15 protein-coding genes are annotated in these 17,150 nt (G+C 46.0%); 7 read left to right on the forward strand and 8 right to left on the reverse strand.

Going from position 1 to position 17,150, the window contains the following annotated elements:
• The first annotated feature begins 18 nt into the window (after positions 1–18).
• From pcnB to panC, 4 genes are read left to right on the forward strand one after another with little or no spacing between them, the layout of a single operon-like run.
• Positions 19–1,377 carry a polynucleotide adenylyltransferase PcnB gene (gene pcnB, locus AB0763_RS11020; RefSeq protein ID WP_306100638.1) on the forward strand — a complete coding sequence of 453 codons (1,359 nt, stop codon included), beginning with the start codon at positions 19–21 and terminating at the stop codon, positions 1,375–1,377.
• Positions 1,377–1,874, forward strand: a complete 498-nt coding sequence (gene folK / locus AB0763_RS11025; RefSeq protein WP_306100845.1) for a 2-amino-4-hydroxy-6-hydroxymethyldihydropteridine diphosphokinase — start codon at positions 1,377–1,379, stop codon at positions 1,872–1,874. The genes pcnB and folK overlap by 1 nt, the downstream gene beginning before the upstream one ends.
• Positions 1,875–1,883: 9 nt before the next feature.
• On the forward strand, positions 1,884–2,678 hold the full coding sequence (gene panB, locus AB0763_RS11030; protein ID WP_306100637.1) for a 3-methyl-2-oxobutanoate hydroxymethyltransferase: 795 nt from the start codon (positions 1,884–1,886) through the stop codon (positions 2,676–2,678).
• 11 nt (positions 2,679–2,689) lie between these two features.
• Positions 2,690–3,604: a pantoate--beta-alanine ligase gene (panC, locus tag AB0763_RS11035; RefSeq protein WP_306100636.1), complete on the forward strand. Its 915-nt coding sequence runs from the start codon at positions 2,690–2,692 to the stop codon at positions 3,602–3,604.
• A gap of 226 nt (positions 3,605–3,830) precedes the next feature.
• Here the strand turns inward: panC and AB0763_RS11040 are convergent, their stop codons facing one another.
• Together AB0763_RS11040 and AB0763_RS11045 are read right to left on the reverse strand one after the other, a co-directional pair.
• Positions 3,831–4,601, reverse strand: a complete 771-nt coding sequence (locus AB0763_RS11040) for an ABC transporter permease (protein WP_306100634.1) — start codon at positions 4,599–4,601, stop codon at positions 3,831–3,833.
• Between the two features lie 8 nt (positions 4,602–4,609).
• Positions 4,610–5,524: an ABC transporter ATP-binding protein gene (locus tag AB0763_RS11045; protein ID WP_306100633.1), complete on the reverse strand. Its 915-nt coding sequence runs from the start codon at positions 5,522–5,524 to the stop codon at positions 4,610–4,612.
• 228 nt (positions 5,525–5,752) lie between these two features.
• Between AB0763_RS11045 and can the strand changes: the two genes are divergently transcribed.
• Positions 5,753–6,415, forward strand: coding sequence for a carbonate dehydratase (gene can / locus AB0763_RS11050; RefSeq protein ID WP_306100632.1), 663 nt, complete (start codon positions 5,753–5,755; stop codon positions 6,413–6,415).
• A 35-nt stretch (positions 6,416–6,450) separates the two neighbouring features.
• On the opposite strand, the gene hpt is transcribed toward can, so the two are convergent.
• The gene (gene hpt / locus AB0763_RS11055; RefSeq protein WP_306100631.1) at positions 6,451–6,978 is read right to left on the reverse strand and encodes a hypoxanthine phosphoribosyltransferase; all 528 of its coding nucleotides are present in this window, start codon (positions 6,976–6,978) and stop codon (positions 6,451–6,453) included.
• Between the two features lie 335 nt (positions 6,979–7,313).
• Here hpt and AB0763_RS11060 point away from each other — a divergent pair, with 335 nt between their 5' ends.
• Entirely contained in the window at positions 7,314–7,916 is a 603-nt protein-coding gene (locus AB0763_RS11060) for a TetR/AcrR family transcriptional regulator (protein WP_306100630.1), read from the forward strand.
• A 236-nt stretch (positions 7,917–8,152) separates the two neighbouring features.
• Here AB0763_RS11060 and lpdA read toward each other — a convergent pair whose 3' ends face one another.
• The 5 genes from lpdA to ampD all read right to left on the reverse strand — a co-directional run bounded on the left by lpdA (position 8,153) and on the right by ampD (position 16,061).
• A complete protein-coding gene (lpdA, locus tag AB0763_RS11065; protein ID WP_306100629.1) occupies positions 8,153–9,580 on the reverse strand; it encodes a dihydrolipoyl dehydrogenase in 1,428 nt (475 codons plus the stop codon).
• 239 nt (positions 9,581–9,819) lie between these two features.
• Positions 9,820–11,700, reverse strand: a complete 1,881-nt coding sequence (aceF, locus tag AB0763_RS11070) for a pyruvate dehydrogenase complex dihydrolipoyllysine-residue acetyltransferase (RefSeq protein ID WP_306100628.1) — start codon at positions 11,698–11,700, stop codon at positions 9,820–9,822.
• Positions 11,701–11,718: 18 nt separating this feature from the next.
• On the reverse strand, positions 11,719–14,379 hold the full coding sequence (gene aceE / locus AB0763_RS11075; protein WP_306100627.1) for a pyruvate dehydrogenase (acetyl-transferring), homodimeric type: 2,661 nt from the start codon (positions 14,377–14,379) through the stop codon (positions 11,719–11,721).
• Between the two features lie 53 nt (positions 14,380–14,432).
• Positions 14,433–15,197, reverse strand: a complete 765-nt coding sequence (pdhR, locus tag AB0763_RS11080; RefSeq protein WP_306100626.1) for a pyruvate dehydrogenase complex transcriptional repressor PdhR — start codon at positions 15,195–15,197, stop codon at positions 14,433–14,435.
• A gap of 285 nt (positions 15,198–15,482) precedes the next feature.
• Positions 15,483–16,061 (reverse strand): 1,6-anhydro-N-acetylmuramyl-L-alanine amidase AmpD, encoded by a 579-nt coding sequence (gene ampD, locus AB0763_RS11085; protein WP_306100625.1) that lies wholly within the window; start codon positions 16,059–16,061, stop codon positions 15,483–15,485.
• 93 nt (positions 16,062–16,154) lie between these two features.
• Here ampD and nadC point away from each other — a divergent pair, with 93 nt between their 5' ends.
• Positions 16,155–17,045, forward strand: coding sequence for a carboxylating nicotinate-nucleotide diphosphorylase (nadC, locus tag AB0763_RS11090; protein ID WP_306100624.1), 891 nt, complete (start codon positions 16,155–16,157; stop codon positions 17,043–17,045).
• The last annotated feature ends 105 nt before the right edge of the window (positions 17,046–17,150 follow it).

Genomic DNA, 17,150 nt, shown 5'->3' on the forward strand with positions numbered 1-17,150 from the left:
GAGAAACCATTGCCAATAATGCACATGAATACAAACGATAACATCACAGACGAACACCTCCAACGCCCGGAGCTCTCATTGAACGTGTTCACTCGCGAAGAACACAATATCTCGCGTAAACAAATCAGTGAAAATGCACTCAAAGTCCTGTATCGCCTTCATAGTGCAGGCTTTGATGCCTTTCTCGTTGGCGGCGGTGTCCGCGATTTACTGCTTGGCTTAACGCCAAAAGATTTTGATATCGCCACCAATGCAACACCGGAGCAAATCAAACAGTTGTTTCGCAATTGCCGTCTTATTGGTCGTCGCTTTCGTCTTGCCCATATTATGTTTGGCCGCGATATCATTGAAGTCGCGACATTTCGCGGTCATCACGATCAATCGAATGATAAAACGTCTTTGCAATCCAAAGAGGGTATGCTGTTAAGAGATAACGTATACGGCACTATAGACGAAGATGCGGAACGACGCGACTTTACGGTTAACTCGCTTTACTACAGCATCGCTGATTATTCGATCCACGACTACGCTCGAGGTGTTGAAGACTTAGAAGAGCGCCTGATTCGCCTCATCGGTGACCCCGATAAACGCTACCGAGAAGATCCAGTGCGTATGCTGCGAGCCATTCGCTTTGCGGTGAAACTCGACTTTGATATCGAAGAAGAAACCGCCGCGCCGATTGAAGAGCTTGCCGGGCTACTCAAAGACATTCCCGCAGCGCGTATGTACGAAGAATCATTAAAGTTATTGCAATCAGGACAAGGGCTAGAGACCTACCATCTGCTGCGTGAATACGGTTTGTTTCAACAGATGTTTCCCGTTATTGCTGAGCACTTTACCGAGCAATACGACTCGGCGACAGAGCAAATGCTCGATATCGTACTCGATTCAACGGACCAACGTATTCTCGAGGGCAAACGCATCAACCCTGCTTTCATGTTTGCCGCAATGCTGTGGTACCCATTGATATCTCTTTCGAACAAGCTAGAAAAAGAGTTAAACCTCAATGCCTACGACGCCATGATGGAAGCGAGCAATGTCATTTTAGATGCACAAGTAAAAACCATTGCTATTCCGCGCCGTCATACCACGACCATTCGCGATATTTGGGTATTGCAAATGCGCTTGATGCGCCGCAGCGGTAAACGCGCTTTTCGCTTGCTCGAGCTCAATAAATTCAGAGCCGGTTTTGACTTTTTGGAAATGCGCGGCGAGATCGAAGGCGGTGAAACACAAGAATTGGCCAAGTGGTGGGATACCTTCCAACAAGCGGGTCGCAATATGCGCCAAGCCATGGTTAACGACATCAACGAGCCAGGTAGCAGCAAGCCGCGCCGCCGCCGTCGCAATACCAGTAAAAAGAAACCCAAAGCATGATGAAAACGGTATACATTGCCATCGGCAGTAACTTAGACAACCCAGTACAGCAAGCCCAACAGGCCATCGAAGCGCTAAAACAGCTCCCCGATAGCCAATGGGAGCAAGTGTCATCGCTGTACTCAAGTACGCCGATGGGCCCTCAAGATCAACCGGATTACATCAATGCGGTGGCCAAGTTGTACACCCACTTAACACCCCTTGAACTGCTAGAGCACACCCAGCGTATCGAGCTCGAGCACGGCCGGGTAAGAAAAGAACAACGTTGGGGAGCAAGAACGCTCGATTTAGATATCTTGCTCTATGGCCAAGAGACCATCGAACACCCTAGACTAACCATCCCACATTACGGAATGAAAGTCAGAGAATTCGTTGTCTACCCTCTGGCTGAGATCACTCCCGATTTAACGCTCCCCGATGGGACTAAGCTCTCTGAGTTGCTGGCTAACACGCCATTAAACGGGCTTAGTATTTGGCAAAGCCTGCCAAACGAGTAAGGAAAAACAATGAAAAAAGTTACCATTAATGACCTTAATCTTTGGAAAAAAGAAGGTCACAAATTTGCTTGTGTCACCGCCTATGACGCCAGCTTTGCTCAAGTGTTCGAAAGCCAGGAAATGCCGGTATTACTCGTCGGAGACTCCCTTGGCATGGTTCTACAAGGCCAATCAGACACTTTGCCCGTCACGGTTGACGATATTTGCTACCACACCCGCAGCGTCAGAGCCGGTAGCCCCAACAGTTTACTGCTCGCAGATATGCCATTTATGAGCTACGCCTCCCCATTACAAGCGTGCGAAAATGCCGCTAAGTTAATGCAAGCAGGGGCCAACATGGTAAAATTAGAAGGCGGAGAGTGGCTGGCTGAAACCATTAGTATGCTGACAGAACGCGCGGTTCCAGTCTGTGCACACCTAGGCTTAACGCCTCAATCTGTTAATATCTTAGGCGGGTATAAAGTTCAAGGCCGTGAACAAGACAAAGCGGATAAAATGGTCAAAGACGCACTGATTTTACAACAAGCAGGCGCACAAATCGTATTGCTTGAGTGCGTGCCAAGTGAATTAGCTGAGCGGATCACCCAGTTACTTGACATTCCTGTGATCGGTATCGGTGCGGGTAATAAGACCGATGGTCAAATGTTGGTCATGCATGATATATTCGGCATCTCCGCCAACTATATACCCAAATTTTCGAAAAACTTTTTAGCAGAAACAGGCAGTATTCATCAAGCCGCTGCACAGTATATCGAAGATGTGCGTAATGGCGCGTTTCCTGATGACGCCCACACAATTGCTTAGAGGTCATTGCAATGCAAACTTTTGCTGAAATTTCAGAAGCTCGTGAATTTATTCAACAAGCGCGACGCGATGGACGACGTATTGGTTTTGTACCCACGATGGGCAATTTACACGATGGTCACCTTACTTTAGTCAAAAAAGCGCAAGAACTTGCCGATATTGTCGTCGTCAGTATCTTTGTCAACCCGCTGCAATTTGATCGCGCAGACGACTTAGAAAACTACCCAAGAACCCTAGAAGCTGACTTGAGTAAATTGATGGAAGCAGGCGTAGATGCCGTCTTCATTCCAGAAGTAGAGACCATGTACCCAGAACAGCCAGAGTCACACACTTTGGTCGATGTTCCGGTACTGTCGGCTATTTTAGAAGGCAATGCTCGCCCTGGCCATTTTCGCGGCGTGACGACCGTAGTGACTAAATTGCTCAATATCATTCAGCCGGATCTGGCGTGTTTTGGTGAAAAAGATTTCCAACAGTTGGCCATTGTGCGCAAACTCGTTAGCGATTTGGCGTTAAACGTCGACATTGTCGGTGTCCCGACGACGCGTGAACTCGATGGCCTGGCGATGAGTTCTCGCAATAATCTACTGACGATTGATGAGCGTCAACGTGCGCCAGTACTCGCACGCACTATGCGCTGGATGAGCAGTGCCATTCGCGGCGGTCGCCATGATTACGACTCGATTATCGAAGACGCCAATGATCAACTAAGAGCCGCCGATCTCGAACCAGATCAAATTTTTATCCGCGATGCACGCACTTTACAAGATATCAATCAGCACACTCAACAGATTGTGATTTTAATGTCGGCTTTTCTCGGTCAAGTTCGCCTCATCGACAACCTTGTCGTGGACTTTACTCAAGAATCTCGTGACGAGCAAACCAGCGGGCAAGAGCCAGAAAGTGAAACGGCTTCTCAAGCTTAATTTTGTGCAAAGAAAAAGGTCGCTTAACAGCGACCTTTTTATTATTCAACTTTAAAACGTACCTTATTCAATCACCGCCATCCCTTACCGGTAAACACTCGCTAACGCGTTGGAACGAACAACCACTCTCGCCCCTATTGTTACAAGAACAAGAGCGGCCTTAATAGCAAGGCTTTTACCGCTCTACCATTGATCGCGATTTGCTCGAGATGGTGTTGATTGACGATTAATGCCTTAACCCAATACCACGGGTGATCAAATAGTGAGCTAAGGCGTATAGGGCAACCACAAATCCTATTAACACCATAAACGACGTGGCGATTGGCACATCAGAGATGCCCAGGAACCCGTAGCGAAACGCGTTAACCATATAAACAATCGGGTTGATTTTCGACACACCTTGCCAAAACTCAGGCAGCAAACTCAACGAATAAAAAACACCGCCTAAATAAGTCAATGGTGTAAGCACAAAAGTGGGAACGATTGAGATGTCATCAAAGGTGGTGGCGAACACCGCATTGATCAAACCGCCTAGCGCAAACACGATTGAGGTCAACAATACCGTGATCACAATGACCCACCAATGATGGACCTGTAAGTCAACAAAGAGCAAAGACACCGCGGTCACTAAAGTGCCGACCAACAAACCTCGCGTCACGCCCCCCATGACGTACCCCCAAATAATAACGTAGTTCGGAACGGGGGCGACCAATAACTCCTCGATGTGCTTTTGAAATTTGGCGCTAAAAAAAGAAGAAGCCACATTTGAGTACGAGTTAGTAATGACGGACATCATGATAAGGCCAGGGACAATATACGCCATGTAACTCACGCCGTGCATCTCTCCAATGCGCTGACCGATCAATTGACCAAAGATAACAAAGTACAAAGTCATCGTAATTGCTGGCGGAACAATCGTTTGTACCCAGATACGAGTAAAGCGATTGATTTCTTTTAGTAATAAACTGCAAAAAGCAGTCCAATAAATGTGATACATACTTCCTCTTAACCGTTCTGATTAACGATAGCAACAAAGAGCTCTTCGAGGCGATTTGCTTTATTTCTCATCGAAAGCACTTTGATATTGTGTTGTGATAACTGTTCAAAGATAGTATTTAACCCTTGGCTTTTTTCCAGTTCAATTTCCAATGAGCCATTGACGATCACCTGCTCCTTAACCCCAGTTAATCGCGGTAATGCCTCGATATCATCGACGTCAAGGATAAAGGTTTCAACATCAAGCTTGTTCAATAGCGCTTTCATACTGGTATTTTCGATCAATTGACCGGCCTGAATAATACCAATATTGCGACACAGCATCTCAGCTTCTTCAAGGTAGTGTGTGGTCAAGATGATCGTAATTTGCTGCTCTTGGTTAATCTTCTTTAAAAATCGCCACATAGAGCGGCGCAGCTCTATGTCAACACCAGCGGTTGGCTCATCTAAGATAAGTAACTTGGGGTTGTGCATTAAGGCTCTTGCTATCATAAGGCGGCGCTTCATCCCCCCAGACAAGTTACGCGCTCTCTCGTGACGTTTTTGCCACAAATCCAGCTGAGTGAGGTACTGCTGAGCGCGCTGCTTGGCTACGTCCCTTTTAACGCCGTAATAACCAGCTTGTTGCAAGACAATTTGTTCCACCGTTTCAAAGGGATTAAAATTAAACTCTTGTGGCACTAACCCCAAGTGTTGTTTGGCTTGCTCCAAATGGCTGTCAATATCGTAGCCAAAGACTTTTACTTGACCTGAGCTTTTGTTAACCAAAGAAGAGATGATGCCAATGGTGGTCGATTTTCCTGCGCCATTCGGGCCTAATAAGGCGTAAAAGTCGCCTTTTTCTACCGTTAAAGAGAGGCCTTTTAACGCTTGAAAACCACCTGAATAGGTTTTTGTCAGCTGTTCTATTTCTAATGCATACATGAGTGATTACTCTTTTTGTCTTGGACACATACCTTACGTGATTGAAAAATGGCGACTCAGTCGCTTGCGCCGAAAAAGTGAAGTAAGGTGAGGCAATAAGGAAATACCCCATGATGGAATCCCATCCCCCACCACGGCTTTTTTACCCTCACCCGATCAAAATCATTTACTAAGGCGTCGACTTCACCTAGTCTCAACATTTACCCCTTCGTGTAACCAGGATAACCGATGCCCGAACTTAAAACCTTATTTGATAACAACTCCAAATGGTCTGAGGCACTGAAATCAGGGCAACCGGAATACTTTTCTCATTTAGAGGCGGGGCAATCGCCCAGTTACCTTTGGATTGGTTGTTCAGACAGTCGCGTACCGGCAGAACGTTTAACCGGACTCGAAGCTGGCGAACTGTTTGTTCATAGAAATGTCGCCAACCAAGTGATTCACACCGATCTCAATTGCTTGTCCGTCGTGCAATACGCCGTCGATATTTTAAAGGTCAAACACATCATCGTCTGTGGTCACTATGGCTGCGGTGGGGTCATCGCGGCGATAGAAAACCCGAATTTAGGCTTGATTAACAACTGGTTATTACACATACGCGATGTCTATTTAACGCATAAAAAAAGCCTATCGCTCTTTCCTCAACCGCAATGGGCGGACAAGCTCTGTGAGCTCAATGTCGCCGCCCAAGTGTACAATCTTGGCAACTCCACTCTGCTGCAAAATGCGTGGCAACGAGGTCAAAGCATAAGCTTACACGGGGTAATTTACGGGATTGCCGATGGGCGTTTAAAAGATTTATCGCTGCGTTGTTCTGATGCTCTATCGTTAGATAACGTCTATCAAAGTGCCATGAACAAAATTTTACATGCCGAATTACCCAGCCAATAAGCCTTGTTTTTCAGTTTATTGGCTAGATAAACAGATTACTCTGGTACCACTTTGCCAATGTAAGGCAGGTGGCGATATTTTTGTGCGTAATCAATACCGACCCCAACGACAAATTCATCGGGAATGTCAAAACCGATCCAATCAACAGGAACGTCAACCTCACGACGAGATGGCTTGTTGAGCAAGGTGCAAATTTTGATCGAGTTAGGCTCTCGCAAAGCAAGCATTTCTTTGATTTTACTCAGTGTATTACCAGTATCAATTATATCTTCAACCAGTAAAACGTCTTTGCCTTGAATGTCGTCGTCCAGATCTTTTAGGATGCGAACATCTCGTGAGCTCTCCATGGTATTGCCATAACTCGATGCCGTCATAAAATCGACTTGATGGACCAAATCAATGGCTCGACACAAATCCGCCATAAAAACAAATGACCCACGCAACAAGCCGACGAGGACTAATTCTTGGCTCGACTGGTAATGCTCGCTGATTGACTGTCCGAGTTCTCGGACGCGCTGTTGGACTTCTTGCTCAGAAATCAGGACTTCTACCGTATGCTTCATACTTACTCAATATTGGCTTAGGGATAAAATTTACCGCTATTGTACCATCGCGATGACTCAGACATAACCACACTAACGTCAATTTACTGGTGAAAAATAAGCACGATTAATCAACGATAAAAGGCCAATATTTCTCTTTTTGCCGAGATAATACTGAGATTTTGATTCCAAAACGAACAAAAACCCCCTCTTAGTTGTCGATATTAATTCAATTATCAATCTTAATTTGTTGTGAGTAGTTGACCACCATCATATGCACCAGTACACTGATAATGGACAGTAATAATAATAATCACAAATTACTGAGCCCCACTCACTTGGCAAGGAAATTTATTATGGAAACGATAACAAAAAGACCTCGAACTCGGCTTTCCCCTCTCAAACGCAAACAACAATTAATGGAAATTGCTTTAGAAGTATTCGCTCGTCGTGGTATTGGTCGCGGAGGGCATGCAGACATTGCAGAAGTTGCTCAGGTTTCCGTTGCAACAGTCTTTAACTACTTCCCCACTCGTGAGGATTTGGTCGACGAAGTGCTTAATCATGTAGTTCGCCAACTGTCGAACTTTCTCACCGATCACATCGATATGGAGCAGCCTATCCAGGACAACATGACCAATATCATTGAAAATATGGTACTCAATGTTGAGCATGATTGTTATTGGATGAAAGTGTGGTTTGAATGGAGTGCGTCCACCCGTGAAGAGGTGTGGCCTTTGTTCGTTAGCAGTAATCGCACTAATCAGTTGCTGATCCAGAACATGTTCAGCAACGCGATTGAAAAAGGCGAAATCGACAATAGCTTTAAACCCGAGCACTTATCTAATCTCTTTCTCGCGATGTCCTACTCTATTTTTGTCCAAGCCAATCGCTCAGCCAGCAGTAAAGAGATTAAAGAATTATTGAAAAGCTATTTTTCAATGCTGCGGTTCATCTGAGGAAAGCCTGCCAGTCTCATTAACGGTTTAGCCTGGGTGGCATAGGGAAAGCTTAAATAAGGCAAACCTTTTTTCAATACCAATTTAAGCCGCTATTTTCCATGTGATTGGTACGCGGTTATTGAGATTGCTAACCCGCTCGCACAACCGACAATGACGTTCGATTGACATAAATCAGATGACGATAATAAAAAAGCTGCCAATTGGCAGCTTTTTTCAACTAAAACGGAAAAGTATTATTTCTTCTTCTTCGCTTTAGCATTAGGCAAATCGGTGATCGTACCTTCAAATACTTCAGCCGCTAGGCCTACTGATTCGTGCAAGGTTGGGTGCGCGTGAATAGTCAATGCCAAATCTTCAGCATCACAGCCCATTTCAATCGCCAAGCCAATTTCACCCAGTAGCTCACCGCCATTTGTACCGACGATAGCACCACCAACCACACGGTGAGTGTCTTTATCAAAGATAAGCTTAGTCATACCTTCAGAGCAATCAGAGGCGATTGCACGACCCGATGCCGCCCATGGGAAGGTAGCAACTTCGTAGTTGATCCCTTCAGCTTTCGCTTCTTTCTCTGTCTTACCAACCCAAGCGACTTCTGGCTCAGTGTATGCAATTGAAGGAATCACTTTAGGGTCGAAGTAGTGCTTCTTACCGGCAATAACTTCAGCCGCTACATGGCCTTCATGCACACCTTTGTGGGCCAACATTGGCTGACCAACGATATCGCCGATGGCAAAGATATGAGGTACGTTGGTACGCATTTGCTTGTCTACGTTGATGAAACCACGCTCATCCACTTCAAGGCCGGCTTTTTCTGCTTCAAGCAATTTACCGTTTGGCGTACGACCAATGGCAACAAGAACCGCATCGTAACGCTCAGCTTCTGCCGGTGCTTTTTTGCCTTCCATTGAAACGTAAATACCGTCTTCTTTGGCTTCAACCGCGGTCACTTTGGTTTCAAGCATCAGATTGAACTTGTCTTTGATCTGCTTGGTAAAGATCTTAACGATGTCTTTATCTGCCGCAGGAATCACCTGGTCAAACATTTCAACCACGTCCACTTTAGAACCAAGAGAGTGGTAAACCGTCCCCATTTCTAGACCGATAATACCACCGCCCATGATAAGCAGTTTTTCAGGCACTTCTTTGAGTTCAAGTGCGTCTGTTGAATCCCAAATACGAGGGTCTTCATGTGGGATAAATGGCAATTTGATTGGACGAGAGCCCGCTGCAACAATCGCGTTGTCAAAGTTAACCACCGTTTTGCCTTCATCGCCTTCGACTTCGATGGTGTTAGGGCCGGTAAATTTACCGTAACCATTCACGACATTCACTTTACGCATTTTAGCCATGCCGTTAAGACCACCCGTTAGCTGGCCAACCACTTTTTCTTTCCAAATGCGGATCTTGTTGATGTCAGTTTGAGGTTCGCCGAAAACAACCCCATGCTCAGCCATCGCTTTAGATTCTTCAATCACTTTAGAGACGTGAAGTAGGGCTTTTGAAGGAATACAACCTACGTTTAGACATACACCACCTAGAGTGCTGTAACGTTCAACGATGACGGTTTCAAGACCTAAGTCTGCACAGCGGAAAGCGGCAGAGTAACCAGCGGGACCAGAACCAAGTACCACGACTTGGGCTTTAATTTCTTTGCTCATTTTGACCTCTTGTAGTCATTATCCATAACAGGCAAATTGGAGAGGAGATGCATTTTCTGTTTAAAAGAAAAACAATTTTGTTTCAAAACGTCAACAGTTTAACCACATGTCTTCGCTTCGAAAAGCGCTTCCACTCAGCCTGTGAGCTAGCCAACAATTCAACAATAAAATTCATTTACTGTTAAATCATTCAATACGTTTGACTGATAAGGGCGGCTAATGCCGCCCCTAAAAGTCGCTTACAGTACCAAACGACGAAGGTCGCTTAGACAACCGTTCAAGTAAGTAATGAAACGAGCGCCTTCTGCACCGTCGATCACGCGGTGATCGTAAGACAGTGATAGAGGAAGCTGTAGACGCGGAGTGAAATCTTTACCATTCCAAACCGGTTTCATTTCAGACTTAGATACACCTAAGATAGCCACTTCAGGTGCATTGACGATTGGAGTGAATGCCGTACCACCCAAACCACCTAGGCTTGAAATAGTGAAACAACCACCTTGCATGTCAGAAGCGGTTAACTTACCGTCACGCGCTTTCTTAGACACCGCTTTAAGCTCATTTGATAGCTCGTAGATGCCTTTGTTGTTCACGTCTTTGAAGACAGGCACAACAAGACCATTTGGCGTATCAACAGCAATACCGATGTTGACGTATTTCTTCAAGATCAAGCTTTCGCCATCATCAGAAAGTGACGCATTGAATGAAGGGAATGCTTCTAGAGCTTTCGCCGCTGCTTTCATGATGAAAACAAGTGGCGTGATCTTCATACCTGAGTCTTTCTTCGCTTCGATTGCGTTTTGCTCTTTGCGGAACGCTTCTAACTCAGTGATGTCTGCGTTATCCCATTGGGTCACGTGTGGGATCATCACCCAGTTGCGATGCAAGTTCGCGCCAGAGATCTTCTTAATGCGAGAAAGTGGTTTAACTTCTGTTTCACCAAACTTGCTAAAGTCGACTTTTGGCCACGGTAGTAGACCAAGTGCAGCGCCGTCACCTTTACCAGATGCAGCCGCGCCAGCACCTGATTCAAGACGTTTTAACGCCTCTTTCACGTAGTTTTGAACGTCTTCTTTAACGATGCGATTCTTACGGCCTGTCCCTTTCACTTTAGCAAGGTTGACACCGAATTCACGTGCAAGGCGACGAACAACAGGTGAGGCATGAGCGTACTCGTTGTTTTCTTGGAAATCACCCGCTGCAGGCGCTGCTGCTTTTGGTGCTTCCGCTTTCGCCGCTGGCGCTGCTGCTGGTGCTGGTGTAGAAGCTGCTGGTGCCGCTGCAGGTGCTGCACCGGCAACTTCAAAGACCATGATCAAAGAGCCTGTAGACACTTTGTCGCCTTCAGCGATTTTGATCTCTTTTACGGTACCGGCAAACGGTGCTGGTACTTCCATTGACGCTTTGTCGCCTTCAACCGTGATCAAAGATTGCTCTTCTTCCACGCTATCGCCAACCGCGACCATGATTTCAGTGACTTCAACTTCATCACCACCGATATCAGGGACGTTAACCTCTTTAGCGCCCGCTGGGGCGGCAGGAGCTGCCGCTGGGGCTTCGGCTGCAGGAGCCGGTGCCGCGCCAGCTTCACCCGCCACTTCAAAGACCATGATCAATGAACCGGTAGACACTTTGTCACCAGACACAATTTTGATTTCTTTGACGGTACCGGCAAACGGTGCTGGTACTTCCATTGACGCTTTGTCGCCTTCAACGGTGATCAAAGACTGCTCTTCTTCCACGCTATCGCCAACCGCGACCATGATTTCAGTGACTTCAACTTCATCACCACCGATATCAGGTACGTGAACTTCTTTAGCTTCAGAACTCGCAGGTGCCGGTGCTGCAGGTGCTTCGGCTGGAGCCGGTGCAGCTTCTGCTGCTGCACCTTGCGCTTCAAAGATCATGATAAGTGAGCCTGTAGAGACTTTATCGCCTTCAGAAATTTTAATTTCTTTTACGACACCACCTTGAGAGGCGGGCACTTCCATTGACGCTTTATCACCTTCAACTGTGATTAGTGACTGTTCTTCTTCTACTGTGTCACCAACGCTTACCAGAATCTCAGTAACTTCAACCTCATCCGCACCGATATCTGGTACATTAATTTCGATTGCCATTGCTTTTCCTACCTTTAATTAAGCGTATAGTGGGTTTGTTTTATCTGCATCAATGTCGAACTTCTTGATAGCTTCTACTACCACAGACTTTTCAACATCACCGCGTTTTGCAAGTTCACTGAGTGCGGCAACAACCACATAACCCGCATTCACTTCGAAGTGACGACGCAAGTTATCACGGCTGTCTGAACGGCCAAAGCCATCAGTACCCAACACTTTGTAAGACTCTGCAGGAACAAATGCACGAACTTGTTCTGCGTAGTTTTTCATGTAGTCGGTTGCAGCAATTGCAGGTTCGTTGCCCATCACTTGAGTGATATAAGGTACTTTTGCATCCGCTTCTGGGTGTAGCATGTTGAAACGCTCAACATCTTGACCGTCACGGGTCAATTCATTAAATGAAGTCACTGAGTAAACGTCAGAAGCAACACCGTAGTCTTCGCTAAGGATGGTCGCCGCTTTGCGAACTTCGTTCATGATAGTACCTGAACTCATCAACTGAACTTTACCTTTGCTGCCCGCGTGTGTTTCTAACTTGTAGATACCTTTGCGGATGCCTTCTTCAGCGCCTTCTGGCATTGCTGGCATTGCATAGTTTTCGTTCATTAGCGTCAAGTAGTAGAAGATGTTCTCTTGCTCACCATACATACGACGAATACCGTCTTGGATGATAACTGCCACTTCGTAAGCGAAGGTTGGGTCGTATGAAATACAGTTTGGAATGGTACCCGCTTGAATATGGCTGTGACCATCTTCGTGCTGTAGACCTTCACCATTTAGTGTTGTACGACCGGCAGTCGCACCTAAAAGGAAACCACGAGCTTGTTGGTCACCCGCCATCCATGCCATGTCACCAACGCGTTGGAAACCAAACATAGAGTAGTAAATGTAGAACGGGATCATTGGCAAGTTGTTGGTGCTGTAAGACGTTGCTGCCGCCACCCAAGATGACATTGCACCTAGCTCGTTGATACCTTCTTGAAGCACTTGACCAGACGTGTCTTCTTTGTAGTAAGACACGACGCCGCGGTCTTCAGGGGTGTAAGTCTGACCGTGCGGGTTGTAAATACCGATTTGACGGAATAGACCTTCCATACCAAAGGTACGCGCTTCATCGGCAATAATTGGCACGATGTTGTCTTTGATCGCTTTGTTCTTCAACAGGATGTTCAGGGTACGAACATAAGCCATCGTTGAAGAAATGTCGCGTTTTTGCTCTTCTAATAGCGGTTTGAACTCTTCTAGTGCAGGCACTTGGAATTCACCACTGAAGTTTGGTTGACGCTGTGGTGTGTAACCGTGTAGCGCTTGACGACGAGCGTGAAGGTAATCGTACTCTTTTGAGCCTTCTTCTAGCTTCAAGTATGGCAGATTATTGATGTCATCATCAGAAACAAGATCTTGTAGGCCTAGACGATCGCGAAGGTGAAGAACGTGAGTCATGTCCATTTTCTTCACTTGGTGAGCGATGTTTTTGCCTTCTGCCGCTTCACCCATGCCGTAACCTTTAACCGTTTTCGCTAGGATAACCGTTGGACGACCTTTGGTGTCTTGCGCATTTTTAAACGCAGCGTACAGTTTAGATGACTCGTGACCACCGCGCTTAAGCGCGAAGATTTCATCGTCAGTCATGTCAGCAACGAGTGCTGCAGTTTCTGGGTATTTACCAAAGAAGTGTTCACGTACGTAAGCACCGTCTTTAGATTTAAAGGTTTGGTAGTCGCCATCGATGGTTTCGTTCATCAATTGCAACAATTTACCTGTGGTGTCTTTCGCCAATAGCGAATCCCAGTTGTTGCCCCAGATAACTTTAACCACGTTCCAGCCAGCGCCTTTGAACAAGCCTTCGAGCTCTTGGATGATTTTACCGTTACCCATTACAGGGCCATCGAGACGCTGCAAGTTACAGTTGATTAGGAAGCACAGGTTGTCGAGCTTCTCACGAGCGGCGAAAGAAATTGCACCACGTGATTCTGGTTCATCCATCTCGCCATCGCCAAGGAAAGCGTAAACGCGTTGCTCATTGGTTTCTTTTAAGCCGCGACCTTCAAGGTATTTCAGGAAACGCGCTTGGTAAATAGAAGCGATTGGACCTAAACCCATAGAAACCGTTGGGAATTGCCAGAATTCAGGTAGCAATTTAGGGTGTGGGTATGAAGGAAGACCTTTGCCATCCACTTCTTGACGGAAGTTATCAAGCTGCTCTTCAGTCAAACGACCTTCGATGAAGGCACGGGCATAAACGCCAGGAGAAATATGACCTTGGTAATAAACCAAATCACCACCATCTTTCTCGTTTGGCGCACGGAAGAAGTGGTTGAAGCAGGTCTCGTAGAATGCAGCTGAAGACTGGTAAGAGGCCATGTGACCACCGAGTTCCAAGTCTTTTTTCGAGGCACGTAAAACGATCATGATCGCGTTCCATCGGATGATAGAACGAATACGACGTTCAAGTGTGGTATCACCTGGGTAAGCAGGCTCCTGATCAGCAGGAATAGTGTTGATGTAGTTAGTGGTGATACCCGTTGGCATATCGACACCATCAAGACGAGCTCTTTCTAATACTTCTTCAAGAATGTATTGAGCGCGTTCTACACCTTCTTCACGTACGACTGATTCCAGAGCTTCTAACCACTCTTGGGTTTCCAGTGCATCTACGTCATGCTTCATATCAGACATGGCGATCTATCCTTCTATTGGTTGGATCTACTTGTAATTAAGCAATTATCTTATCAATCATTGCCCTGCTGAATTCGTCGCAAAGATCGCTCACGTCGAGATTCTTCTCGCGTCAAATCCAACAATGTTTCTTCAATAAAAGCCAGATGGGTGTGACACATCTCTCTCGCCTCTTCAGGCTGGCCAGAGACAATGGCCTCAACAATACTGGCTCGGTGCTTACTAACCTTTTCCACCACAGTTTGACGGCGGTGCAAAAGTTTTAAGTTCTCTAATACATTTTGCTGTAACAAAGGCGCTAAGCTTCGGACGATATGAAGCAACACAACGTTATGTGCCGCTTCGGTCAAAGCAACCAAAAAGCTCATTACCTGTGAGGCTTCTTCTTCTATGTCTTTTTTGTCTTGTGCATCTTTGATACGTGACAGGCAAGCTTGAATGCGAACGAAGTCTTCTTCTGTTCCCCTGAGCGCAGCAAAATACGCCGAAATCCCTTCCATTGCATGGCGGGATTCCAGCAAGTCTAATTGTGTTTCAGAGTGGGTCGACAACAAATTGAGAAGCGGGTCAGAAAAATTCGTCCACACTTCTTCACTTACAAAAGTACCACCACCTTGTCGACGAGTCAGCAAACGTTTCACTTCTAGGCGCTGAATTGCTTCGCGAATCGAAGGACGAGAAACATCAAACTGTTTTGCTAATTCCCTTTCCGGTGGTAAACGCTGACCTGGACCTAATGTCCCTTCAACGATCAACCGTTCTAATTCTTGTTCAATTGCATCAGAAATTTTCGGCTGACGAATCCGTTGGTAAGCCATAATTTATTGTTCTTTTCACCATGAATGTAAATTGGTAAGACCAATTTATAAATGATATTAAAAATTAACATAATTTCAGCATCTGTGTCCAGTTAAAACTTTATTTCACCTCGTTTATAAACACGACGTTAACCCAGAGCCCGCTTTGATTGATGAAGTTAATAATCTCATTCACACCGGTTTAATACCCGGCTTTACTCAATGCCATTTAATCTGAATTTTACTGATATAATATGACTAATGAACGATTCTCACTGCAAACTTTGTTGCTTTTTTGTTAAATTCTTACTTGTTGCGACTCGCATCTCGCTGGCGAAGTTTTACCTCGCGCCGATACCTAGGCCATTGAAAGCAAAGGCCAGGGTCAGTTTTTCTCAATGGGGCAATGTATTGATGTCCGGTAATTCTCTCCGGAGTGATCGCCTGAAATTCGGTTAATATCGCATGACTGACATCGGCCAACACTCGGTACTGAGCCTCAGTGTAATCGACCCAATCACTGCCTTCGAGTTCAATACCGATGGCGTTATCGTTGCATTGAGATTGGCCCGCGAACTGTGATTGGCCCGCATGCCATGCTCGTTGATTAAAATCAACAAATTGCACTACTTCGCCATCGCGTCTTATCAAGAGATGAGCAGACACTTGTAAATGTGCGATAGCGGCAAAAAATGGGTGCGCGTTGGGGTCCAACGTGCCGAGAAATAAGTGCTCGATATAAGGACCACCAAACTGACCAGGGGGCAAACTGATGTTGTGGATCACGAGTAAGTCAATCTCTGTTCCCTCTGGACGTGCGTTGTAAAAAGGCGATGGACGATGATGAGCTGGGGTTAACCAACCTTGTTGAATCGAAAAAGGCATCTGAGTTCTCTACTACAAATTAACTGCTGAAATTATTATTGGGCAAAGGTATGATTCACTTTTCATCTACTGTTAACCTCTAGCCCAAATACCATGAAAAACTCACACAACAATCAAGAACGCTTTCGCTACCTCAGTCAACAACTGCCCTTCGACATTGAAAGAACGGTACGTCAAGCACTCGAAGAAGATTTAGGTGGTCAAGTCGATGCAGATCGCGATATCACCGCCGCGTTGATTCCTGCCGATGTGAAACATGTTGCCACGATTATCACCCGTGAGAAAGGTATCTTTTGTGGTCAAGCTTGGGCCGATGAGGTCTTTAAGCAGCTCGGTCAACAAATAGAGATTGAATGGCATGTCAACGACGGTGATGCTGTCGAAGAAAATCAAACGCTTTGCACTCTATCAGGCCCCGCCCGTGCTCTACTTACCGGAGAGCGCACGGCGATGAATTTCATTCAAACCCTTTCGGGCTGCGCAACGGTTACGCATGAATACAGCCAATTGATTGCCCACACATCATGTAAATTACTCGATACTCGCAAAACCATCCCGGGCTTGCGCAATGCCCAAAAGTACGCCGTAAAGTGTGGCGGCGGTGTCAACCATCGCATCGGTGTTTTTGATGCTTTCTTGATCAAGGAAAATCACATCATTGCTTGTGGCGGGATCCGACAAGCGATCGAGACAGCAAAACGCAACCACGCGAATAAATACGTCGAAGTCGAAACCGAATCTTTGCAAGAGCTCTCTGAAGCCATTGATGCAGGTGCTGATATCATTATGCTTGATAACTTCACCACCGAGATGATGAAAGAAGCTGTAAAGATAAACGCTGGCCGTGCTGCATTGGAAAACTCAGGTAACATCACCAAAGCAACGTTAGTCGAATACGCAGAAACTGGGGTTGACTACATTTCGGTTGGCGCTTTAACTAAGCATCTAAAAGCCATGGATTTATCGATGAGAATTCAGTCGTAAATCCCGTTTAAGTCACAGGGTCTACACCTTAGAGAGCGTAACAAAGTGCCAGTTGTTATGCTCTTTTCTGGCAACTCTTGCCGCCGCCCCTCGAAGATACGATTT

The sequence above is a fragment of the Vibrio sp. HB236076 genome (assembly GCF_040957575.1).
GTDB lineage: Bacteria > Pseudomonadota > Gammaproteobacteria > Enterobacterales > Vibrionaceae > Vibrio.